This window comes from Alteromonas abrolhosensis, assembly GCF_001953635.1.
Taxonomy (GTDB): domain Bacteria; phylum Pseudomonadota; class Gammaproteobacteria; order Enterobacterales; family Alteromonadaceae; genus Alteromonas; species Alteromonas abrolhosensis.
Genome location: NZ_MEJH01000003.1, coordinates 927,838 through 952,134, shown reverse-complemented (window position 1 = coordinate 952,134; position 24,297 = coordinate 927,838). Strand labels below are relative to the sequence as shown.

Sequence of the window (24,297 nt, the reverse complement as noted above, 5' to 3'; positions counted from 1 at the left end):
TAAAAAATAATAAAAATGGAAATGCAGTGAAAGAAACCATTCAAATAGAAAAACTGCTTAGTGAATACGCGCCGCTCATGGCGCGTATTGCGGCAACATTTGAGGCTAATAAATCACTTCAAGATGAGCTGATACAAGAAATGTCACTGGCGGTTTGGCGCGCTTTTGAAGGAGCCTCAAAAGACAGTGATAGTGGCTTTCGCGGTGAGGCAAGTGTGAAAACGTTTGTTGCCAAAGTCGCGCATAACAAGGCGGTTGATCACGTGATTAAAGAGCAGCGGCGTCAAGAGTTTACCCATGACGGCGAGTTTGATTCTTCTCACACAACCAGCGCCAGCTCATCTCGGGATGCCACGTTACAAGAAAATGCGATGGATCTCATGACAGGCTTACGTCAGCTAGAACTAAAGTACAGACAGGTACTGGCATTGCTTTTAGAAGGTTTCAGTCAGCTGGAAATAGCTAATATGTTAGGTATCAAAGAGACTGCCGTCGCTAAGCGAGTAAGCCGCGCCCGCCAACAGCTAACGCAGATAATGGAGCAACAGCCTTGAGCGATAACAAAAAAGCCTTGAGCGAAGATAAAACAGCCTTGAGCGAAGATAAAACAGCCATAAGCGAAGATAAAACAGCCTTGAGCGAAGATAAAACAGCCATAAGCGACGACGGCTCGCAGATGAGCGAACTAGATAAGCAACTCGCTCAGTGGCAAAGTGCCTACAAGGATGCAACCCCTTCAGTAGATACAGATGCCCTGATTAAAGAAACCAAGAGCGCAAGACTTAAACTTAAATTAAAAGGTGCCGTTGATTTGGTGCTAGGGCTAGCGGTTTCTGTGTGGTGTTTAACTTTGGTGTTGTTCGAGCCACTTAGCACATATCAATTTTTGCTTTTCATGCTACTTACACCTATTCCCGCCGCTTTCGGGGCATGGGGATATTGGGTAAGGCAAAAACAGTGGAAGGTCCAGACGTTAGACGTTCAGTCAATGTTGGCGTTTAAACAAAACCAATTAAAACAACAATTACATTACTGGAAAATCAGCCTCTATGGATGCTTGGCTTTGTGGTGTGGACTGCTGGCACTCGCCGTCTTTAATGTACTCATGTTTAACGCCTTCACGCTGTGGGGAACACAGCTTTTGATAAACAGTGTGGTCGTTTTAATCGTATACCGCCGGTACAAAAAGTTAGCCGCCGACTTGCCGTCGGCGTTAGCGAAAATAGACGATATGAAATAGCGAAGAGCTGTACCTTTATAATTCAAGAATAGGAGCGAAGCCCCCATAAATAAGGCGCTTACCGTCGAAAGGCATGGGGTTTTCGTTTTCCTGCATTCTAGGATCTTCCATCACCTTTTTCCATGCAGTATCTCGTACTTCTTTTGAAGGCCAAAATGCAATGGAAAACACCACGGTTTCATTTTCTTTGGCTTTAACAGCCATCGGGAAAGACGTGACTTCCCCTTCAGGGACATCGTCACCCCAAGCTTCAAGTATTTTAGTCGCACCATACTCTTTAAAAATATCGCCGGCGAGTTTGGCGTGCTCAATGTATAACGCTTTATTTTCAGTGGGAACGGCTACAGCAAAGGCATCGATATATGACATGAGGTGACTCCGTCAAAGGATAGATACCTAAAATAGCCCAATTTATAGACAGTATGCAATGCTTAACATTAAGGTGAATCGTAAATTATAACCATTACTAGCGTTCTGCTATTTTCGCCCATTGGTACAAGCCATGCAGTGCCAGCCTTCTTGCTTTCGCAAAGGGGTAGGTTTTCAAAGGAGAACGATAAAGGGGAAGCGATAAATCGACGTCATTGCTACCCATCATACGTTGAGCGAGTCGCTGCCCTGCAAACGCGGCAAAAGATACGCCCGAACCGCAATACCCCATGGCGTAACCGATATTACCGCTAGAGCGGTTAGAATTGTTGCCGCTAACCTCATTGTCGATAAAAATCCGGGGCATGCTGTCTAACGATACACTTACCCAACCACTCCAAAAGTAATCCATGGCTATACCGCTAAGTGAAGGGAAGCTTTTTACCATGGCGCGGTATAGTCGCTGTTTCTCTGACGCGTTATCTGCATCTTTACCTTTTACGGCACCACGACCGCCAAATAATAATCTGCCATCTGGCAAAACACGGTAGTAGTATTTCATCATCCGCGTATCCATAAAGCTCATTGGCGTGGTTAGGCCAGACTTTGCGCGCTGTTCGCTACTCAATGGCGCAGTGACAAAAATGCTCGACTGAACAGGAAATTGCTTATTGTCTACGCTGTCATGGAAGCGCTTAGGAGTATAAGCATTAGTAGCAATGAGTATGTGTTTGGCCGAAACTGACCCGCTGGGTGTTGCGACAATATATCCGGTCTTGTGCTTTTCAATGCGAATGGCTGGTGAGTCGTAAAAAAGCGTTGCTCCAAGCTCCTTTGCTACTCTTGCATATTCGCTTACTAATTTTAATGGGTGTAAGCATGCACCCTCTAGCTCGACGCCACCATACGCCCCTTCAATACCAAAGCGCGAAGTAAGGTCTTTTTCACTAAGTGGAGAGCTCGGTACGTTGAAGTGTGACTCAAGATGCTTAGCACTGGCACAGAGTAGTTCGGCTTGCTTTGGGCTATGAGCCAGTTTTAAATAGGGGCCTTCTACCAAATCGACCTGCATATCAAAGTCTGCAATACGTTGTTTAAGCAGATGTACCGCGCCATCAAACTCGTCCTGCATAGCTCTGGCGACGTCGCGACCCCACTTGTCTTCTATGGCGCTTAAGCTCAATCGGCCGCTACCAGATAGAATAAAGCCCCCGTTGCGGCCCGCACAGCCAAATCCCAGCGAATTTGCATCAAGTAGCGTGACTTCTTGTTTAGCTTGGGCAAGAGTGATGGCAGCTGAAAGACCAGTATAACCACCACCGATAACGAGGTATTCGGTGCTCACCTTTTTATTTAAAGGCGGCATTGTCGGTGGTTTATGCGTGGCATGCCAGTAGCTGTTTGCCGCGGGTAACATTGAAGAAACGCCGCGTGAAATAAGAGGATCGTAGGTCATAGAATGAAAACGTTGTTAACAGTGTCGTACTTATGGGGCTTGAAATTGAAGTAGCATTTCCGCACCTTCACACTCGCAATAACCCTCGCATACAGGACAATCGTAGCCTTCGTGAATAGATGCGTAGCGCCATTTGTTGGGGTGTTTCTTGATAAGCTGCCCCCCATTTTTGGTGAAATACTTAAATGCGCTGTTGCCAGGGCTTGCCAACCAAATATGTGCCAACCCTGCTTTGGCACCTTGAGCCTGAGCGCATTCTATAGATTTACTCAGCAACCGGCTGCCAATTCCACAACCCTGCATAGCCGGGTCTACCGTATTACATTTGAAATAACACACAGCGTTCGCGTTTACCGGCCAAAGAGAAGGTGTACACCACTCGTCGGTTTGCCACTGAGTATGGGCAAAGGTTAGTCTGAAGCCCACTACGTTGTTTTTGTATAATGCTACCCAGCTAGCATTAAGGTCGTCGACAAAACTTTTTGCGAAATAATCAGCGAGCAGTTCGTCGGTCAGGTAGTTGTCACCGTGCACGAAGTTACCAAGAGAAATAACGCCAGCGAAATATTTCGGAGCTAGTGGCTCGTAGCTTATTTCGTCTTGAAGTAAATGATTCATATGATTGGTAGTTCTCATACTTTGTCTTTGCCCGAGGCGTTCTTCATTCCGTCAAGGTGTACATCCAAGGCTTCCACGGAAATCAATATTTCTCTCACCGACATCCATAGTGAGTAAAGCAGAGACACCAAGCTTGCCGCGAATACCCAATTGCCAACCTGCTGATAGGTAAGGTAAATTGCCAACATCGACACCACGCATAGAAAAAAGCTACCCACACCTGCTATTTGCATGCGTTTAATCAGCTGAATGCGCAATCTAAGGTTTTTGATTTGTGCTTGAGTATTTTCATCTCTTTCTTCCTTCGAGAAATTTCGAATGATGGTAGCAAGCGTCAAAAAGCGATTGGTGTAAGCTAACAACAATAGGGAAATTGCCGGAAATAACATGGCCGGGGTCGCAATATCTATTTTCATGGGTGTTTCATACAATCGTCGGATAAAAAGAGTGTATCACAGGGGCTCAGTTACACACAGTGGTCAGCCTGCAACCTAACTTTATGACACCACTAACCCAAGTAAGAATGTTGGGGCAGAGGATGCGAATAGGGAAGGCTGAATAGAGGCGCTACATCCTGTCTACGGTCATGCCTGCGGCACTCCAACCCAACATATCGCCCTCTAAGTGCATAACTTCTGAAAAATCGGCTTCCTCTAGCACTTTCATGGCCAGTTTCGCTCTTCTGCCAGAGCGGCAGTAAATAATAATGGGTTTGTTCTTGTGGTTTTCTAGCTCACTCAAATAGTCATTAATATTTTCGTGGGGCATGTTTACCGCGCCAGGGATATGGCCATCGGCGAACTCTTGCGGGGAGCGGACGTCAATAAGTAACCACTCGTTATTTGCTACTCGTTCAATTAGGTAGGGAGAGGCGGCGACAGAGGATTGAGCGGTCGCTTTTGCTGTGCACTGAAGCGACACAAATAATGCAACACTGATAACAACAAGAAAACCCGCAACAACAATCCGCATGAATAAAAACTCTTACCTTTCTATTGAAGTATTGACCTGCTTTACTATACCAAACATTAGCCCATGGACGGGTTTATTTAAGTGTAATTTACACTCAGAAAAACTATATAACTAGGCGCAAAGTATAGCGCTTATGCACCTTCTTTAATACCTTTACAGAGCACTTTCAGTTCATTTATTAATCGCAATGAAAAGCGACTGGTAACGTCAGGATCCACCACAATTAGGGGGGCTTTGAGGAAAACGCGATGGTCGCGCCAAAACACTTCAAGCTCTGAATATGAACTTTTAGACGCCGCAACGAGCGCATGAGGTTGGCGAGTAAGTACATCCTTAACCGCCACTTGAGGATAATCTACCGGACTGTCTGCAAATAGAGTTTCTGCTCCACATACATTCAATAGCTGATTACCCCACGCGTCGGGCCCTATGGTCATAAGGGGAGCCGTCCATGAGTAGTAAAACACCGGTATCAACGGCGCTTTGTCGTATTTATTTCTAAGTTGACTTAACTCGTTGAGAAAGTCATTACTGAGCTGGGTTGCCTTTTGTTGCGTGTGAGTAAGGGCGCCAAGCCTTTTTATTTCACTGGCAATATCAGTGATGCTCTCAATCTTACTGCTAAATACATTAAGCCCCATGGATGAAAGCTTATGAATATCTTGCGGCTTATTGCCTCCTTCCCAGGCCAAGATTAAATCGGGTTCTAGAGCAACAATTGCAGCAATATCTGCACCTTGAAAATCCGCCACGCGCTTAATGTTTTTCGCGGCGTCAGGGTAGTCACTATAGTCGCTTACACCTATAAGATTAGCGCCTAACCCCAAACTAAACGCCCACTCTGTAAGGTGAGGGGCAAGGCTGACTATTTTTAGCTCGGCGGGATTTGATAATGGGCTTGATTCCGAGTTTGGTGCAACATCGGCGGAAGCAAATTGACTTGCATGAGATAGTTGATTTATCTCGACGTCTGATTCTGAGTTAGCAAATGTGAGAAGAGGTAAATAGCTTAAAATTACAAAAAATATGGTCTTCATCATTACTGCCGTTTTCATTAAGCCACCGCCATTATCAGCATTGCTAACGATGCGAAGGCGCTGACCGCAATCATGGCATGAGTAACGGTATTTTTGGCCGCCAACATGTGAGAGTACTTTACTTCGTTAACGCCACCCACACGGGGGTATCGAATTTTTTTGTTCGCGTAAATTGCTGGCCCGCCAAGTTTTATATCAAGTACACCACCCATAAGGGCGAGTAGCAGTGACGTTTTATCTTTAACCGGAGAGCGTTTCATGGCGCGAAATCCCTTAAAAGGATGGCTGACTAGCAGGGTTATCAATCCGCCAATGACCGCAGGTGGAATATTAAGTAAATAAACCAGCTTGCGCACAGGTTTGGCAAAGAAAGTCATTGCGGGGGTTCGGTAATGCCACTGCCAAGATGTAAGCAAAAGCAATCGATAAATGAGCGCGCCTATGGGGCCTGCCACTACAAAATAAAAAATGACACCGCAATAAAGATAAAGAAATTTAAGCCATAGCGACTCTATCGCGGCCTTAGCGATACCTATGTCGGTAAGTGAGTCACATTGTCTGGCGGTAATGGTCTGCACCATTTCACGGGCGAGAGACTTTTTGTTTCTGCCCACACTCGCCAACACTTTTTTAAATTGCTGACGCTGGTAACCGTAATCGAGTAGTGCGACTAGCATAATTGCCTCAAAGAATACGGGGTACTGAGCCATATACACTAAGATAGCAACACATATTACCAATGGCGTAAGAAGAACTAAGGCGGCTAGCGAGCCTGAAATATAGTGTTGAGATCGACCGTAGTCGCGAGAGGGTACTACTTTGCGCCCCATTTGCTGAACAAGGTAGCGCATAAGTGTCAATGGATGAGTACTTGGGGGCCAGCGCCATAACGCGTCAACAGCGATAGCCAGCCAAAGTACGAATAGCGACTGGTATTGCGGGTCGCTAATTACCTCTGTCATCTTATTTTGCGAGGGCCTTAATCATTGCCATAACAAGTTGTGCTGAGTGCTTAGCGGCAGTATCTAAATACTCTTTAAAGCTCACTGACGACGTTTTTCCTGCAATATCTGACAATGAACGAATGACAAGGAAAGGCGTGTCGAGCATATGGCAAGTCTGACCTATAGCAGCACCTTCCATCTCAACCGCCTTCATGTCTGGGAAGTTTTCACGCAATTCTGCTACCGCTTCGTCGCTACCGATAAACGCATCGCCCGTACAGATTAAACCTGTTGTCGACTGTAGCGACGTTATGCCTGTGGCAGCACTACGAGCCGCTTCCATTAACCTTGTATCGCAACGGAAATCTTCAGGCATACCTGCGCATTGACCGAGCTTGTAACCAAAATGGGTTAAATCGGCATCATGGTGAATAACGTGGCTGGCGATCACTAAATCACCAATGTTTAAGTTCTTGTCGAAACCTCCGGCAGAACCGGTATTTACAACAGCATCGGGGGCGTACTGCTCAATAAGTACGGTAGTAGCAATTGCTGCTGCCACTTTACCAATACCGCATTTTACAAGTACCACTTCTATGTCGTTAAGTGTGCCTTCGTAAAATGTCAGGTGCTTCCACTGGGTTTCTTTAACATTCCAAAGTGACGCTTTAAGTAGCGCAACTTCTTCATCCATTGCACCTAAAATACCAATTTTTTTCATAACTATACCGACGGTGTTAAGGGAGTTTAACGAATGGATTAATTGTATAAGGAAAACGGGCAAACTGACAGAAAAATGCCTTTGTTACCGCTATTTGAGAGTAAGAAAATAGCAAAGCAACAAAGGCTAGGGGAAGTGGAGCCTATGTTTTAAGCAGCAGCTGGTCTGCTTGAACGCACTGGGCGAGTAGGGCGCTTAGGAGGTTCAGGGTTATGTGTTGGTAACTGCGCCATTTTCTGCTGTATACGGCGATATGGAATGAGCTTGTTTTCCAAACATTCGCGGATATCCTCAACCGAGTAGCCAGATTTTACTTTAATTCGTGCATGAGGAAGGCCGGCGGCATCGAGTGCACCAGATACAAACCAATCTTTTTGCGATTTATAGCCTTCTTTTCCTTGGCTATGAACTAAATCGATAGCGAGTACTGGGCTCATGTCGTGTTTGTCTACTAATACAAAATCAAGCTGTCTACTTGAAGCTCTGCTGATGGCTTGGCTTGCTGTCTTTTTATTCGCAGACTGGCGAACTGCCACCAAATCGTTAAGGCGTACACGGCACACGATGCGAAACTCTCTTCCCATGGCCTGCTCAATCAGGTTTAGAAAAGAATGTTCAACAGGCGTGAATAGCTGTGGCTTTCGCCTAAATGGAAAAGCGACACCACCGTCTGACAACTTTATGGCACCTAGTGCAACGACAATAAGTAACATCATTAGAATAATTGCCAATTCCATCGTAACCCTCGCAAATATCAATAGTTAAAGTCCACGGCGTGCAACGCTCAAATGCCAGCAAATTCGTTTTTTGCAGAAAAAGCTTGAGCTTGGTTCACAGTATGAGCGTCATAAAAATGACACCTACCACCGCAGTGGAGTAGTTATTGATGAAATTGCAAAGCAGATGCCAACATGAGCAAACTTTGTTGCACTGCTGTGAATAGGGATTATTTATTTGTAGATGTAACGAGAATATCCACTTGAGAGCCAGCTTTATCCGGGCTAATTATTACCCTGACCGCCTTATCGTTAGAGGATAGCAAGGTTCGACCGCTAATTGGCGCATGGGCCTTTAAAGAGGGGTGTGCCGTTTGATAAACGTTTAGCATTTCATTGGGTGAACGAGGAGAGTGGTAAACCATCACGGCTGTCATGTTCTTGTCAAATGCTTGGCATTGCCTCGCATCTTCAGCAATTTTGACCTGCTGAAAATCAGAAGGACAAGACACAACGCTTGACTTAATCGGTGAATGTTTCTCGGCTTGGTTTTTAGTTTGAGCGTTCAATGAAGAATCTACAGCAATGGTATCAGCAAAACTGGTATTGCTCATCGCCGATGCCAGAGCTAAACAAAGTACAAGTTTCTTCGTGTTTAAGTGCTTCATAGACAGATTCTTTATCCAACGTTCGATGTTTTTAATTACCTTTACGATAGTAGAGTCGTAAACCTCGCGCTTCAACTAAACCTTGGTCTATTAACGTATGCTTTTAGGGTTTTCCGTATTATCCAAGCGTGCATAAAAAAGCTCGATAGCGGAGCTATCGAGCTTTTTGCATTAGAACTTCCATCTTTCAATGGAAGGGGGTATAAGAAAATTTAAACCCCGATGTAATCCATAATGCCCTCAGCGGCTTTACGGCCTTCGTCGATAGCAGTAACAACCAAGTCACTACCACGTACCATATCGCCACCGGCAAAGACTTGCGGGTGAGAGGTCTGGTAAGCAAATTTGCCAGCAGATGGCGCGCGTACGCGACCTTTTTCATCTAGCATAATGCCGAAGTCAGCAAACCATGGTGCAGGGCTTGGCTGGAAGCCAAAGGCGATAATTACCGCGTCAGCTTCTAGTATGTGCTCTGAACCCTCTACTTCAACAGGGCGGCGGCGACCATTGGCATCTGGCGGCCCCATTTCGGTTCTAACCAGCTTAACGCCACAGGCTTTGCCGTTTTCGTCTACTGCAATGTCTAGCGGCTGAAGGTTGAATTTAAACTCAACCCCTTCCTCTTTTGCGTTTACAACCTCACGGCGAGAGCCCGGCATGCTTTCTTCGTCACGACGATATGCACAAGTTACTTGTGCCGCGCCTTGGCGAATTGACGTACGTACACAGTCCATGGTGGTGTCACCACCACCTAATACCACTACGCGCTTGCCTTTCATATCAATGTAATCAGCAGGGTCTTTTTCAAGACCCATAACGCGGTTGGTGTTGGCGATAAGGAAAGGTAGTGCTTCGTGAACACCTTCTACTTCTTCGTTATCAAAACCACCTTGCATCGACTTGTATGTACCCATGCCTAGGAAAACGGCATCGTATTTATCAAGCAAATCCTGGAACTGAATGTCTTTGCCAATTTCGGTGTTAAGTACGAATTCAACACCCATCTCGGTAAAGATTTGGCGGCGAAGCTTAATCACGTCTTTCTCTAATTTAAAAGACGGAATACCAAATGTAAGTAAGCCACCAATTTCTTCGTATTTATCGTAAACAACAGGTTTAACGCCGTTACGAACCAGAATATCAGCACATGCAAGACCAGCAGGGCCAGCACCTACAATCGCCACTTTCTTGTCGGTCCATACTACGTCAGACAAATCTGGGCGCCAGCCCATTTTGAATGCCGTATCGGTAATGTATTTTTCAATACTACCAATGGTCACTGCACCAAAGTCATCATTCAGCGTGCATGCACCTTCGCACAGTCTGTCCTGAGGACATACGCGGCCGCATACTTCAGGCAAGCTGTTGGTTTTATGAGAAAGTTCCGCAGCTTCTAAAATGCGGCCTTCGTTCGCCAAGCTTAACCACTGAGGAATGTAGTTGTGCACTGGGCACTTCCATTCACAGTATGGGTTACCGCAGTCCAAGCAGCGATCTGCTTGGCCTTCGGTTTGAGATTGGCTCAGCGGCTGATAAATCTCCGCGAACTCTTGTTTACGAACCATGATCGGCTTTTTAGGCGGATCGATACGTTCAACATCGACAAATTGATATACGTTCTTTGCCATAAACTAAATCCTCCTACTGAGCCTGAATGCGTAATTCAGCACTTGAACGACTAATGTGACCAAGCAAGTTTTTCACATCACTGGTTTTTGGCTTAATAAGCTTGAAGCGTTTCAGCGTTGCGGCGAAATCAGTAAGCAACGACAACGAGTGCTCGCTTCCTGTTTCTTCGTAATGCTGATTAATTAAGCCACGTAAGTGCTCAGCAAGAATCGCTTTATCTTCAATTGGCATTACATCGACCAGTTCGGCATTTACACGGTTATCAAGGTCGTTGCCATCATCCATAAGATAAGCAAAACCACCTGTCATACCGGCACCGAAGTTAACGCCAACCGGACCAAGTACAGCAACAATACCGCCTGTCATATACTCACAGCCGTTATCGCCAATGCCTTCCACTACCGCAATAGCACCAGAGTTACGTACGCCAAAGCGCTCGCCTGCACGGCCAGCTGCAAACAGCTTTCCGCCTGTTGCGCCGTAAAGGCAGGTGTTACCCATAATGGCGCTGTCGTGGGGGTCGTACGAGATATTGCGAGGTGGGTAAATAACAAGCTTACCGCCAGTCATCCCTTTACCTACATAATCGTTGGCATCACCTTCAAGGTGCATATGCAGTCCGCCAGCGTTCCACACACCGAAGCTCTGACCTGCTGTACCGGTAAGTTCAACTTTGATAGGTGTGTCTTCAAAGTCGTGGTTACCATGATGTTTAGCAATTTCACCCGACAGCAATGCGCCGACAGAACGATCCGTATTGCGGATAGGGTATTTAAGAGTAATAGACTTACCGTCAACAACCGCTTGCTGACCGTCTTTAAGCATCTGCGCGTTCAACTCACCTTTATCGATAGGTGCGTTAGTCGTTTGTGAACAGAATAAGCGCGTATGATCGCCTGCTTTAGGCTGCGCTAGTAACGGAGACAAATCTAAACGGTTCTGCTTAGCGGTAATGCCATCTAAAACTTTAAGTAGCTCTGTGCGACCAACAAGGTCGTCGAACTTAGCAATACCCATAGACGCCATGATTTCACGTACTTCTTGAGCAATAAACTTGAAGTAGTTCATTACCATATCAGGTAAGCCAATGAAGTGGTCGTCACGCAGTTTTTGATCTTGCGTTGCAACACCGGTCGCACAGTTGTTCAAGTGGCAAATACGCAAATATTTACAGCCTAACGCCACCATTGGACCTGTACCAAAACCAAAGCTCTCAGCACCTAAAATACCGGCTTTTACTACGTCTAAGCCTGTTTTCAAACCACCGTCGGTTTGAACGCGTACTTTGTGACGTAAGCCGTTTTCAATAAGCGCTTGTTGCGTTTCAGACAAACCAAGTTCGAACGGACTACCCGCATACTTAACTGATGTTAGCGGGCTTGCACCTGTACCGCCATCGTAACCAGAAACGGTAATAAGGTCGGCATAGGCTTTCGCTACACCCGTTGCAATGGTACCAACACCCGGCTCAGATACTAGCTTAACGGATATAAGTGCCGTTGGATTAACCTGTTTCAAATCGAAAATTAGCTGTGCCAAATCTTCAATTGAATAAATATCGTGGTGTGGAGGTGGTGAAATAAGGGTTACACCCGGCACAGAGAATCGTAGCTGTGCGATGTACTTATTTACCTTATCGCCAGGAAGCTGACCGCCTTCACCCGGTTTTGCACCTTGCGCCACTTTAATTTGAATAACGTTAGCGTTAACCAAATAGTGAGGCGTCACACCAAAGCGACCTGAAGCCACCTGCTTAATTTTAGAGTTCTTTTCAGTTCCAAAGCGAGAAGGGTGTTCGCCACCTTCACCTGAGTTGGACTGACCGCCCAAGCGGTTCATAGCGATCGCTAGCGCTTCGTGCGCTTCAGGGCTTAGTGCACCAATTGACATTGCTGCCGTATCAAAGCGTGGGAATAAATTTTCCGGTGCTTCTACTTCACTAATATCAATAGGGTCGCAATCAGGGTTTATAGCTAGCAAGTCGCGAATGTGCGCAGGCGCACGCTCGTTAACAAGCTTCGCATATTGCTGGTAGTCGTCGTAGTTACCAGACACCACAGCCTTTTGAAGCGTACTGACTACGTCTGGGTTATAGGCGTGATACTCGCCACCGTGCACGTATTTAAGCAAGCCGCCGTGATCGACAGATTTACGCTTAAGCCAAGCAATACGGTTTAGGTTGATAAGATCTTGCTGGAAATCATCGAAGCCCGCACCTTGAATGCGTGAGGTCACACCTTTAAAGCATAACTTCATCACTTCGTTGTTAATACCCACTGCTTCAAACAGTTTAGAGCTACGGTAGCTAGCAACGGTACTAATACCCATTTTCGACATGATCTTATACAAGCCCTTGTTGATACCCTTACGGTAGTTCAACGTGGCCTGCATAGGAGATATATCTAGCTCGCCTTTTTCACAAAGCTGCTCAATGGTTTCGTATGCTAGGAATGGATAAACCGCAGTAGCACCTAAACCAATCAACACCGCGAAATGGTGTGGATCGCGGGCACTTGCTGTCTCAACAACAACGTTAGCATCGCAGCGCAATGACTTTTCAACTAAGCGACGCTGTACCGCTCCAACTGCCATTGCTGCAGGGATAACCAAACGATTTTGTTTAATGTTTCTGTCAGACAGAATAACGAATGCAGCACGCTTGTTTTTAACCAGCATTTCTACTTCGTTACACACGCGCTCGATGGCTTTCTTCAAGCCTTCTTGCGGTGCATATTGAAGCTCGACGACTTCTGAGTAGTAGTTGTCTGGGTTAAATTCGCGCAGTTGCTTAAGGTCGGTATACATTAGCACTGGCGAGTCGAACAATACGCGGTCGGCGTAACCTGAGGTTTCGCTAAATACGTTTTGCTCGCGGCCAATACAGGTTGCCAACGACATAACGTGGTTTTCACGTAGCGGGTCGATAGGCGGGTTAGTAACCTGTGCGAATTGCTGACGGAAATAGTCGTAAACCGTACGCTGACGCGATGACATAACCGCCATTGGCGTGTCATCACCCATTGAACCAACGGCTTCTTGACCGTCTTTCGCGAGTACTTTTACAACTTGTTGAATTTCCTCATAGCTGTAGGCGTGTAGCTTGTGGTACACCGCCATGGCATCGTCGTCAAACACGCGCTTGCCAATTAACGACGCATCAAGCTTTTCAATTGGTGTAAGTCGACGAATATGCTTATCTAGCCACTCTTTATAAGGGTGACGCGCTTTTAAGTCTTCATCAATTTCAGTAGAGCGCCAGATTTTGCCTGTGTATGTGTCTACAGCAAGCATTTCACCTGGGCCTACACGTCCTTTTTCAATGACGTCAGCTTGCTCGTAATCCCAAATTCCTACTTCTGAGGCTAGGGTAATGAAACCGTTCTTAGTAATAACGTAACGCGCAGGACGTAGACCGTTTCTATCAAGGTTACAGGCTACGTGGCGACCGTTAGTTAAAACGATACCCGCAGGGCCGTCCCATGGTTCCATGTGCATAGAGTTGAACTCGTAAAATGCACGAAGGTCATCGTCCATGGTTTTGTTGTTTTGATAGGCGGGTGGAACAAGTAACCGCATAGCACGGAATAAATCCATACCGCCGGCTAAGAATAGCTCCAGCATGTTATCCAGCGAGGATGAGTCTGATCCTTCAGTATTCACGAAAGGGGCTGCATCTTTAAGATCTGGAATAAGTGGCGTTGCGAATTTAGCAGCACGTGCCATGGCCCAGTCGCGGTTTCCTTTAATGGTGTTAATTTCACCATTGTGCGCAAGGAAGCGGAAAGGCTGAGCAAGAGGCCAGCGTGGTAATGTATTTGTTGAGAAGCGTTGGTGGAAAACGCAAATTGCGCTTTGCATACGCTCATCGGCAAGATCGTGGTAGAAGGCAGGTAAGTCTTTTGGCATTACCAAGCCTTTGTAGATCGTTACCAAGCCTGACAAACAAGCTACGTAAAAATCGGGATCTTTCTCAAGACGTTTTTCAGCGCGGCGGCGGATCATATACAAACGACGCTCAAGGTCGCGTTTTCTCCAACCTGCTGGCGCGTTCACAAATACCTGTTCGATTTGCGGAACACCCGTTAGCGCTAGTTCACCCAGTACTGAGCGGTCGACAGGCACTTCGCGCCAACCCACTACTGAAAGTGTTTCTTTTTCTAGTTCTTCATTGAGTACGTCACGCGCGGCTTGCGCAAGTACTGGGTCCTGACTTAAGAAAATCATGCCCACGCCGTATTTTTTGCTGAGTTTCCAGCCATTTTCTTCGGCGATTGCATGGAAGAACGCATCCGGTTTCTGTAGTAATAAACCACAGCCGTCACCGGTTTTCCCGTCGGCAGCGATGCCGCCACGATGCTGCATACGGTCAAGACCGTGTATTGCAGTAGTTACCAATTCATGACTGGCTTCCCCATGAGTGTGAGCGATTAAGCCAAACCCACAGTTGTCCCGGGAATCATTGGGATTATATAAACTCATCTCTTAACTCCTTCAACCTTTTGACTGGGCAAGGTATGCGTTGCGTGTAGATGCGCCTAGGTTTGCGTATCACAACATTATTAGACGTCTTTTGTGCCTGCGAGCGGTATTGCTTGCGGCGTGCGCCTTTCTTGTCGTTATTTTATTATTAGAGGATTCCAGTCGTTTCCGCATTTTTATGCATTATTGCGATGCGGGCCGTACAAAATACCCACATTAAAAACTAAAATCAAACGCTAAAAGTATAAGCTTTATAGTGAATTAGTATAAATATAATTAAATATAGAATAATCAAATGTTTACGCATGGATGTTTATGTTTGTAACAAAAATGTTATCAATATTGAAAAGTGGATAATTCGCTTCAATCAAATGATATTGGTTATCATTTGCATTGTTTGGTTGAATAAATATGCTTATATTTCGATGTTTTATGTTGTCAATAGCGGTTTGCGGTGTATTTTTATTAAATTGTAAAGCTATGGTTCCACTCATATAAGCAGTTTGTTATATTGTTTGAAAATTGACCGCAGGTAAGGCTCGTAGTGTTATATACGATGCTGAAAGAAAGAGCTGTGTGTAAATTGAATGTGCGCTTAGTGTGAAAGGCGAAGAATAAAAATTCACTGTAGTGGCGTGCCGTTAAGACAATAAGGATTATTGTATGAATACGCTACACGCTTCACCAGCGCCTACCTTTAGCATAGATGATCACATTTTAACTGGCGACAATATCAGTTTCAGGCTTTCTCCTAATACACCTGGACGTTTTCAATCTGGCTCTCCCGATACTATTGTTATTCATTTTACCGCTGGTAGTAGCCTTGCTTCCTCGGTCAATGTGTTAACCAATGCCGACAGCGGCGTGTCAGCCCATTTTGTCGTCGGGCGTAACGGTGACATCGTGCAAATGTTACCTACCAATAAAATTGCGTGGCATGCAGGAGAGAGTCACTATGAAGGTCGCAGTGGGTTGAACCAATATTCCATTGGCATTGAATTAGACAATGCTGGCCAGCTGAAAGCCAGAGGAGACGGTACTTATGAAAGTTGGTTTGGCGAAGTTTATGGTGAGAATGAAGTATTGGCTGCGCAACACGCCAACCAGCAATCGATTGGCTACTGGCACAAATATACAGAGGTACAAATTGCAAGGACACTATCGATTTGTAAAGCACTGAGTAGTTACTACGATATCTCTACCGTAGTTGGGCACGAAGAGATTGCCCCCGCGAGAAAGGTTGACCCTGGCCCTGCTTTTCCCCTCCAGAAATTCAAAGCTTTGGTGTTGCAAAGTGAAAGCGACAAATGGGCGAGAGAATCAAGTGAATCGAGCTCGCAGCGAGAAGCCCACGATCAAATACAACGAGATCTCGCAAGCCCGGTGAAACGGGTGGCAAACGTAAGTGCTAATGCATTGAATGTGAGAAAAGGGCCTGACGTCTCATTTGGGGTGGTCGAGAACGGATTAAACAAAGGCGAGGTGTTAAAAGTTTTAGAGAAGCGGGGAGAGTGGGCAAAAGTTTCCTACACCAAGGTTGGGTGGGTGAATACCAAGTACATTAACGAAATTACCGAAAAGTCTCCCTTTAAATCCTGACGTTAAGCGGGGCGATAGCATCTCGCATTGACATAGCGCATTCCCGAAGCAGTGAAAGCCTGATAGGATAACCGCAAAATAAGCTTAAATTTGACGTACATGCATTCAGATTCACCAAACGATTCTTGGGCAATTCGCTTTGCCCAATTTGTTCAGCGTTTTGGCACTCTAAAGCTCAGCATATTGTTTGTTGTTCTTTCACTTGTGTTTACGCTAGGCGGCTCATACGTAATACGCGTGAGCATGGGAAGCCAGGTTCAGCCTGATGATTTTATCAGTGCAGTTGTACTGACCATGCTGTCTGCGCCTTGGGTACTTTATTTCTTTAGCGAGTTAATAAAGCAATTAGAGAATTCACGCACCAATTTAAAGGAAGTTGTCAGCCAACTAGAAAGCTTGCGAGAAGAAGATGTCTTTCTTAACCGCGAACTTCAAAGCAACATCAGGCAGCTTAACCACGAGATAGAGCAGCGTAAGCAAGCACAAGAAGAGCGTGAGGCGCTGTTTAAAGATTTAGAAAAAGAGATTCAGGATAAATCTGAACAGGAAGCACAAGCACGCCGCTTATCAACCTTGTTACGTTCAATCATTGATGCCTCGCCAGACTTAATATACTACCGGAATGAAGAAGGTCGGTTTGCTGGTTGTAACCGCATAGCGGAACTGATGACGGGTAAAACCGAGCAAGAGTTGCTGGGTTTAACGCCAAAAGACGTATATGAGGAAGAGCTTGCCCGTCAAATTGTAGCGAGTGATCACGAAGTCTTAGAGACTAACGCCAGTATTACAGAAGAGTTGTGGCTTCGCTTTGCCGATGGACGTCGTCGTTACTTCGAAATGAAACGTGTACCTTTCTTCGATAAAGACGGTAATCGCCTTGGCTTATTGTCGTTCGGTCGAGATATGACTGAGCGTAAGCAGGCTGAAAATGCTGCAGCAAAAGCCAGTACCGATAAAACTCGCTTTATCGCAACCATAAGTCATGAGCTACGCACACCACTAAACGGAATCGTGGGCTTAAGCCGTATGCTGCGTGATACCGACTTGAGTGAAGAACAATTTAACTGGGTCAGTACGATATATGCCAGCGCTATAACGTTAGGTAACATTTTTAACGATATTATCGACCTTGATAAGTTAGACAGAGACAAGCTTGAGCTGAGTCTTAAAACCATATCGTTAAAAGACTTTACCGAAGAACTTAGCAGCATTATTCGCCTGCTTGCTGCCGACAAACAGCTAGAGCTTAAAACGACAATTAACGAGCCGCTTCCCCGCCTTGTTGAAATAGATGGTACGCGCCTTCGTCAGATATTGTGGAACATCTTGTTTAACGCAGTGAAGTTCACACAAAAAGGGCACGTGAGCCTCACGGTTTCATCGACCAAACCCGATGGTGATAAGGCGTACGTAACGTTTGTGATCGAAGACACGGGCGTAGGTATTCCTGAAAGCGAAATTGATAAAATTTTTGCCATGTACTATCAGGTCGATCACCCTGACCACCAATCGGCCACAGGTACCGGTATTGGGTTGGCGATTTGTAAGCAAATGGTCGACTTGATGAAAGGTGAAATTCACGTTTCAAGTAAAGTGGGTAAAGGCACCCGTTTTGAAATTGTGTTGCCAGTTCAAATTTCTAACAGCCCAATGAAAGTGGCGCAGCTTCAAGTGACAGGGCTTAATATCTTGTTAGTAGAAGATATTGAATTGAACGTAATGGTCGCCAAAGCCTTACTCGAGAAGCTTGGCCAGAAAGTCGATGTAGCAATGACGGGGCAAGAAGCCATAGATAAAGTCAGGGAAAACCAATACGACCTTATCTTGCTTGATATTCAATTGCCTGACATGACCGGGTTCGATGTGGCAAGTACGATTATTGAAGAAGATCTGGTTATGCAAACGCCTATCGTGGCGCTAACGGCAAACGTCATTAAAAAGCGTGATGAATACTTAGAAAACGGTATGGATGACGTTATTGCTAAGCCGATTAAAAAATCTCGCGTTATTGAGGTGTTTAACGAGTTGTTCCATGCACCGCCTGCGCCGCTAGAAATTGATGGTGAAGTAGAGCGCCCTGAACCTAACAAAACATTAAGTAACATTTTAGATATGGACTTATTACAGATGTTAGTTGATACCATAGGGGATGAAATGGTGCGAGCTAGCGTTAAAGTATTCCAAGAAAAAATGCCCGAATACATGGAAATACTGCAGCTAAGCTTAAGTGCGGACGAAAAGTCAGAAGTGTGCTCACAGGCTCACAAAATTAAAGGAGCCGCTGGCTCTGTTGGTTTGGCTCGCGTACAGCGTATTGCTAATCAAATTCAACAGGGCGACCACCCAACATGGTGGGAGAACGTGCATGATTGGGTGGAAGAGCTGCAAATGGCCGTTCAGCACGACATGAAGGCATTACACGATTGGCTGAATGAACAGCAGGTTGATGACTAGTTGGCGTAACGCGCTCTTTAATAGGTAATGTAAAAAAAGAGGGCTTGCCCTCTTTTTTGTTATGAAACCGGTGCTTGAGTAATCTCTAGGAACAGAGTTGTCCGCTAGCCTACCTCAATAAGGAAAACGGCAGCTTGTTCTTAATTTATAAGTGGTAAAAGGAATTAATGTGATGGCAATTAGCGCACAACAAGAGACAGTATTTTCAAACAATCAGCTAAGCGTTGATGAGATCCCTTCACTTCAAACGCTCACGTTATTGCCTATATCCAAAAAGTACCGCGCGCTAAATATGTTCTCAATTTTATTGATAGCGCTAGTGCTAATAGGTATAGCAACGGCGATAAGATTTCAAAGTTTTTGGTCATTGCCAGACGGTTTACTGCAAGCTTATCCGTATGTTATTGCAGGTATCGTCGCTTTAGGCAGCGTATGGGCCTTGTACCATTTCTTTGCTGATGTACGCATATTTTACGCCATTCGCGAACAAGACATCAGCAAGCAGTCTGGGTTAATTTTTAGGAAGCTCTCGTGCCAACCCATTTTGCGTGTTCAGCACGTTGAAGTTAATCGCGGGCCTCTGGAAAGATGGGCGGGCCTTGCTTCACTACAGGTTTTTTCTGCCGGTGGGGAAATGTATACCTTTGAAATACCAGGGTTAAGCATTGAAAGGGCAGAGCAGTTGCGTGAGTTCATACTTGCTCACAAAGACATCGGTGCACGCTAATGACGGTATCTGAAACCTCTTCAAACCAAGCGCCTACACTGAATCAGTCAAAAGATCTGAAAGAAGATGCTGCGCTTGAGTCCCATGGCCCAGATGCTGGAGTGATAGAACCGAAACTTAAAGTAGAAACGGGTGATGAGTGGCAGCGCCTCTCCCTGATTTCTATTTTGTATTTTACTATTCGTAATTTTACCAACTCGGCTCAAGTGCTTATTTACACCATTCCCGCCTTAGCCATATCGTTCAATATCTGGGATAACCTACTGTCCCCTGAAGTGCTAATAGGTGCCGGAATCCTTTTTTTATCTACAAGTGGTAGTGGCGTAATAAGCTTCTTAATGTACAAGTTTCGCGTGCATAACCAGCACGTTGAGATTCATCATGGCGTGTTTCAGCGCCGCTATACCAACTTACCTTTGTGGCGTATTCAAAACGTTAAGATTGAGCGCCCTTTTTATTATCGTCCTTTTGGATACGCGTTAGTGGTACTCGATACGGCAGGAAGTGGTAAAGAAGAGGCCAAAATAGTAGCGGTGCCAGAAGCCTACGCCGAAGCTCTGAAAAAACAGGTGTTGTATGAAAAAGCGCATCACGAAGTGAGCGAAAGAGATGAGCTATCAAGCGAGGACGTCTATGATGGAGAATTGGCCGATGGACAAAGTTCGTCTTTGCGAACACAAAGCATGGGGGCTAAAGCAGCAGATAACCTCCATACAAGTGAAGAAGTGCTGAATCGACGTTCCGTAAAAGACATTATTATTCACGGCATCACTAACAATCGCGTTTGGATCATACTGGGTGCCGCAGCGCCTTTTTATGACGATGTGTTTGGGGTTGTATCAGAGTGGTTAGCCGATAAAGGCTTACAGCTTAATCAGTTAGTCGGGGAACAAACGGTAGCGTGGTGGCAATTTGGTTTGTATGCCTTTGTGGTTGTTATGATGCTGATGGCATTGGTGGCACTGCTAAGTGTTGGTGGCGCGCTTTTCACTTTCTACGGCTACACGCTTTCAAGAGCAGGGGACCGCTATATTCGTCGCAGCGGCTTGCTCAATAAGCTGGAAGTCAGCATGCGTGCATCACGCATTCAAATGATAACTGCAAAGCAAGATTGGCTGGATAAAATCCTTAAACGAGTTAATTTGTATTTTGAACAGAACTCTACTGCTGGCCAGCAAGTGCAAGAACTGATGTCGCCAAATAAGCTTATTGTGCCATCGGTAACCGAAGATGAAGCCTTCGCGCTTAGTCAAGAAGTGATGCCAGGATGTGACCTGCGAGGTCAAGATTATCAAACCATTAGTAAGCGATTTATTACTTTTTGGTTGCTTGCGGGCTGGACGTTGCCTTTTATTATCTTTTTCACTATTGGCGCTGTGTCGTCCCATCTAGATATTATGCTTGGGGCACTCATTGTCTTTAGTGCCATAGCGCTGTTACTCACGCTTAGATGGTGGCGATGGGGTATAGCTTTCGATAACAAGTACGTTTACATAAGACGAGGTAGAGTAGGCGTTGATTATCAGTGCTTTGAACCCTACAAAGCGCAACAAGTCATCGTTAAGCAGAGCGTGTTTATGAAACGGAAAAAGCTGGCCACCATTAAGTTTGTACTGGCCTCGGGGGCGGTTACCATTCCGTTTCTGCCAGAAGAATACGTTAATAAACTAGTAGATAGTGTGTTATTCGAGGTGGAGTCGACGAGAAAGTCCTGGATGTAAAGTACACAATTTTTGTGCGCTTTGTTATGCAAATAGAGCGAGTTTATGTAAAGGTAGATATTCAGTTGCACAACCTTGCGTTTATATGGATATTCTTGATTACAGTGTTATTGCGATTTACCTCATTACTTTACTCATAATCGGCTTTAGTCTGCGCGGTCAGCAGTCAAAGAAAGACTATTTTTTAGCTGGTCGAAGCTTAAACTGGAAACCACTGTTACTCTCAGTTATGGCGACCCAGCTCTCTGCGGTCAGTTTCATCTCCGCCCCTGCATTTGTTGGGTTTCGCGAGGGGGGAGGCCTAATTTGGCTCTCGTATGAGCTAGCAGTGCCGCTAGCCATGCTTTTACTCATCACCACCGTACTGCCAACATTATACCGAAGCGGTGTGGTAAGTATTTATGACTATCTTGAGCGGCGCTTCTCTACCTCTACCCGTATTTGTATCAGTATAGTTTTTCAATTTAGTAGAGCGTTTGCCACCGGCATAATGGTGTACGCCCTTTCCATTATCTTACAAGGAACCATGCAGTTTTCCTCTACACAGGCAATATTGCTCATTGGCGTTATTACCGTTTTATACTCCTTACAGGGGGGAATGAAAGCTGTTGTATATGGCGATGCTGTACAAATGGTGGTTATTGTCATGGGGACGGCTATTTGTATTGCTTTTGGTCTTAGTGCATTAGGCGGGTGGGAATCTTTTCTACAATTACTTCCAAGCGAACGAGTTTCTACTCTCAACTTTTCATCTCTGGGCTTTGATGGTGACGGCTTCGGCTTTTTTCCTATGGTGCTAGGTGGCATTATCCTCTATGCCTCTTACTACGGTTGCGATCAATCTGAAGCGCAACGGGCATTGTCAGCGAAATCGGAAAGCGATCTTAAAAAGATGATGTTAGCTAATGGCATTTTCAGGTTCCCTATAACACTTCTATATTGTTTGGCGGGCTTGGTGGTTGGTACGCTAGCGTTTAACGACGCCAACCTGCTATCTCAAATTCCTAAAGATAACCCGGACTGGCTTATGCCCGTGTTTATTCTTAACTATTTACCTCATGGGCTCATCGGCCTGCTTGTCGTCGCCATTCTTGCCGCAGCCATGTCGTCATTAAGCTCTGCAATCAATTCACTTGCGGCAGTTTCACTTGAAGACTATTTCAAACTTACTGGCAAGCGAACAAAACCTGACGGCTACCTGAGTTCTGCTAAATTTGCTGGATTGACCTGGGGCGTGATCATTTTACTGCTCTCACTCAATGCAGGCGATATAGCACCTACAGTAATAGAAGCGGTAAACAAAGTGGGTTCTGTCTTTTTTGGGCCTGTATTGGCTGTTTTCTTACTCGGTATGTTGTCGAAAAAGGTTAATGCGACTCAGGTTAATATTGCGCTGGCTTGTGGTGTACTGACCAATTTGTCATTTGCATTTTTTATAGACGAGGTATTTTGGTTTTGGTGGAATGTGACGGGATTCATAAGCACAGTAATACCAGCTATCACCTTTTCTGTCCTGTCACCTAGCGATGAAAGCAACGTGTGTTCGGCTCCCCATTCGAGCAAAGGCAATTTCCTCATTGATAAGTCGATTGCCACTGTGTTGATAGGCTACTTCGGCTTGCTGATCTTTATTTGCTATATGTTACCAAGTTGGCTGCTATAGAAACCGCCTATCACGCATGAGCAGCTGTAGCCACAGAGTCTCGAAGAATGATCTGATTTTTTCCCGCGTGCTTAGCTTCGTATAAGCGCGCGTCTGCCACTTCCAATTGTGATTCCAAGCATTCGTGTTCTTCAGCACATACGCCAATGCTGCAGGTAATATTGAACTTGTGGTTGGTAAAAATAGTAGAGCGCACTGCATCCATAAACGCTGAAAGCGCTGATAAGTAAACCTTGGGCGGCCTTACCGATACTACGGTAAACTCTTCTCCACCGTATCGCACAATAAGATCGTCGGGGAAGTAATCTTTAAGCAACGCTGCAAATTCCTGCAACAGCATGTCACCCGTTTTATGGCCGTATGTATCGTTTACGCTTTTGAAGTTATCAGCATCGATCATAGACACAATAACATCCTTTCTCGATGCTTTATTTGCAAATAACTCTTCTGCTTTTTCGTAAAGAAAACGACGATTGTAGACTTTGGTTAGCGGATCTAAGTTCGCTGAATTTCTAATGGTTTGAATCATTTCTTGTGATTCAAGGTTTTGCATAATTCTGCAGTAGAACTCTTCGTGATAAAAGGGTTTGGACAGGAAGTCATTGGCACCGCTTTTAATGAATTTCGACGTTAACACGCTATCGCCGTTTGCCGATAAACCGATAAATACCAAGTCTTGCATGCGCTTTTCGTGGCGTATAGCTTTTACCAGCTCATAACCGTCCATGTTTGGCATACGGTGGTCGGCAATAACCATTTTTATATCGCGGTGATTATCAAGCTCTTCCAACGCTTCTAAACCATCGTTCGCTTCGTGCACCTGAAATTGGAATTTGCGAAGTAATGAGCAAATGTGATTTCGGCTGGTTCTTGAATCTTCCACTACCAGTACTTTGGTTGTGAGGTTCTTTCTTAAGCGATCTACAAGCTTAGACACCTGAAGATATGAATAGCGTGATTCTTTAGTAATGTAATCCAGTACGCCCTGATCAAGTAGCTGGGCACGGGTAAATTCGTCGAAATTTCCAGTAAGAACGATGGTTGGAACATTGTAGGAAAGTGCAAGTTCTACACTCTCGCCATTGGGAGCATCGGGAAGATTTAAGTCGACAATGGCAGCCAAGTATTCGGTGTCACTCTCAAGGGCACTTTGAGCTTGTGCAAGATCTTCGCACAGATCACACGTAAAGTGAGGATTATCCTCAATAAGTTTGTTTACAATCTTTCGGACAGTAAGGCTGTCTTCTACTACAAGAACTTTATACATGTGATCTACTCTCGGCA

General features: G+C 45.3%; 20 protein-coding genes. 7 read left to right on the top strand and 13 right to left on the bottom strand.

The window, feature by feature from the left end; translation table 11 throughout:
• Window positions 1–26: 26 nt before the first annotated feature.
• Window positions 27–554, top strand: a complete 528-nt coding sequence (locus BGK61_RS06270) for an RNA polymerase sigma factor (RefSeq protein ID WP_076012034.1) — start codon at window positions 27–29, stop codon at window positions 552–554.
• The gene (locus BGK61_RS06265) at window positions 551–1,240 is read left to right on the top strand and encodes a hypothetical protein (RefSeq protein WP_234349491.1); all 690 of its coding nucleotides are present in this window, start codon (window positions 551–553) and stop codon (window positions 1,238–1,240) included. Before BGK61_RS06270 ends, BGK61_RS06265 begins: the two co-directional genes overlap by 4 nt.
• Window positions 1,241–1,255: 15 nt before the next feature.
• Here BGK61_RS06265 and BGK61_RS06260 read toward each other — a convergent pair whose 3' ends face one another.
• The 12 genes from BGK61_RS06260 to gltB form a co-directional block, all read right to left on the bottom strand.
• Window positions 1,256–1,609 carry a DUF1428 domain-containing protein gene (locus tag BGK61_RS06260; RefSeq protein WP_014980153.1) on the bottom strand — a complete coding sequence of 118 codons (354 nt, stop codon included), beginning with the start codon at window positions 1,607–1,609 and terminating at the stop codon, window positions 1,256–1,258.
• Window positions 1,610–1,706: 97 nt separating this feature from the next.
• Window positions 1,707–3,065 carry an NAD(P)/FAD-dependent oxidoreductase gene (locus BGK61_RS06255; protein ID WP_076012030.1) on the bottom strand — a complete coding sequence of 453 codons (1,359 nt, stop codon included), beginning with the start codon at window positions 3,063–3,065 and terminating at the stop codon, window positions 1,707–1,709.
• A 30-nt stretch (window positions 3,066–3,095) separates the two neighbouring features.
• Window positions 3,096–3,701, bottom strand: coding sequence for a GNAT family N-acetyltransferase (locus BGK61_RS06250; protein WP_014999386.1), 606 nt, complete (start codon window positions 3,699–3,701; stop codon window positions 3,096–3,098).
• Window positions 3,698–4,099 carry a DUF2721 domain-containing protein gene (locus tag BGK61_RS06245; protein ID WP_014999385.1) on the bottom strand — a complete coding sequence of 134 codons (402 nt, stop codon included), beginning with the start codon at window positions 4,097–4,099 and terminating at the stop codon, window positions 3,698–3,700. Before BGK61_RS06245 ends, BGK61_RS06250 begins: the two co-directional genes overlap by 4 nt.
• Window positions 4,100–4,250: 151 nt before the next feature.
• Window positions 4,251–4,655 (bottom strand): rhodanese-like domain-containing protein, encoded by a 405-nt coding sequence (locus BGK61_RS06240; protein WP_014999384.1) that lies wholly within the window; start codon window positions 4,653–4,655, stop codon window positions 4,251–4,253.
• A 131-nt stretch (window positions 4,656–4,786) separates the two neighbouring features.
• Window positions 4,787–5,710 (bottom strand): cobalamin-binding protein, encoded by a 924-nt coding sequence (locus BGK61_RS06235; RefSeq protein ID WP_199820726.1) that lies wholly within the window; start codon window positions 5,708–5,710, stop codon window positions 4,787–4,789.
• Window positions 5,710–6,654: a cobalamin biosynthesis protein CobD/CbiB gene (locus BGK61_RS06230; protein WP_076012031.1), complete on the bottom strand. Its 945-nt coding sequence runs from the start codon at window positions 6,652–6,654 to the stop codon at window positions 5,710–5,712. Before BGK61_RS06230 ends, BGK61_RS06235 begins: the two co-directional genes overlap by 1 nt.
• Window position 6,655: 1 nt before the next feature.
• On the bottom strand, window positions 6,656–7,357 hold the full coding sequence (locus tag BGK61_RS06225; protein ID WP_014950548.1) for a 5'-methylthioadenosine/adenosylhomocysteine nucleosidase: 702 nt from the start codon (window positions 7,355–7,357) through the stop codon (window positions 6,656–6,658).
• A 149-nt stretch (window positions 7,358–7,506) separates the two neighbouring features.
• Complete coding sequence (locus tag BGK61_RS06220) at window positions 7,507–8,094, bottom strand: DUF2726 domain-containing protein (protein ID WP_076012032.1); 588 nt, start codon at window positions 8,092–8,094, stop codon at window positions 7,507–7,509.
• 209 nt (window positions 8,095–8,303) lie between these two features.
• Window positions 8,304–8,741, bottom strand: coding sequence for a hypothetical protein (locus tag BGK61_RS06215; RefSeq protein WP_014999380.1), 438 nt, complete (start codon window positions 8,739–8,741; stop codon window positions 8,304–8,306).
• A 212-nt stretch (window positions 8,742–8,953) separates the two neighbouring features.
• Complete coding sequence (locus BGK61_RS06210) at window positions 8,954–10,369, bottom strand: FAD-dependent oxidoreductase (protein ID WP_076012033.1); 1,416 nt, start codon at window positions 10,367–10,369, stop codon at window positions 8,954–8,956.
• 13 nt (window positions 10,370–10,382) lie between these two features.
• Window positions 10,383–14,849: a glutamate synthase large subunit gene (gltB, locus tag BGK61_RS06205; RefSeq protein ID WP_014999378.1), complete on the bottom strand. Its 4,467-nt coding sequence runs from the start codon at window positions 14,847–14,849 to the stop codon at window positions 10,383–10,385.
• 663 nt (window positions 14,850–15,512) lie between these two features.
• Between gltB and BGK61_RS06195 the strand changes: the two genes are divergently transcribed.
• The 5 genes from BGK61_RS06195 to BGK61_RS06175 all read left to right on the top strand — a co-directional run bounded on the left by BGK61_RS06195 (window position 15,513) and on the right by BGK61_RS06175 (window position 23,013).
• A complete protein-coding gene (locus BGK61_RS06195) occupies window positions 15,513–16,448 on the top strand; it encodes an N-acetylmuramoyl-L-alanine amidase (protein WP_076012581.1) in 936 nt (311 codons plus the stop codon).
• 99 nt (window positions 16,449–16,547) lie between these two features.
• Window positions 16,548–18,902 (top strand): aerobic respiration two-component sensor histidine kinase ArcB, encoded by a 2,355-nt coding sequence (arcB, locus tag BGK61_RS06190; protein ID WP_076012580.1) that lies wholly within the window; start codon window positions 16,548–16,550, stop codon window positions 18,900–18,902.
• A 172-nt stretch (window positions 18,903–19,074) separates the two neighbouring features.
• On the top strand, window positions 19,075–19,629 hold the full coding sequence (locus BGK61_RS06185; RefSeq protein WP_076012579.1) for a PH domain-containing protein: 555 nt from the start codon (window positions 19,075–19,077) through the stop codon (window positions 19,627–19,629).
• Window positions 19,629–21,350, top strand: a complete 1,722-nt coding sequence (locus BGK61_RS06180; protein WP_076012578.1) for a PH domain-containing protein — start codon at window positions 19,629–19,631, stop codon at window positions 21,348–21,350. The genes BGK61_RS06185 and BGK61_RS06180 overlap by 1 nt, the downstream gene beginning before the upstream one ends.
• A gap of 85 nt (window positions 21,351–21,435) precedes the next feature.
• Window positions 21,436–23,013 (top strand): sodium:solute symporter family transporter, encoded by a 1,578-nt coding sequence (locus tag BGK61_RS06175; protein ID WP_076012577.1) that lies wholly within the window; start codon window positions 21,436–21,438, stop codon window positions 23,011–23,013.
• A gap of 10 nt (window positions 23,014–23,023) precedes the next feature.
• Here the strand turns inward: BGK61_RS06175 and BGK61_RS06170 are convergent, their stop codons facing one another.
• A complete protein-coding gene (locus BGK61_RS06170) occupies window positions 23,024–24,280 on the bottom strand; it encodes a diguanylate cyclase (RefSeq protein ID WP_014999371.1) in 1,257 nt (418 codons plus the stop codon).
• Window positions 24,281–24,297: the final 17 nt, after the last annotated feature.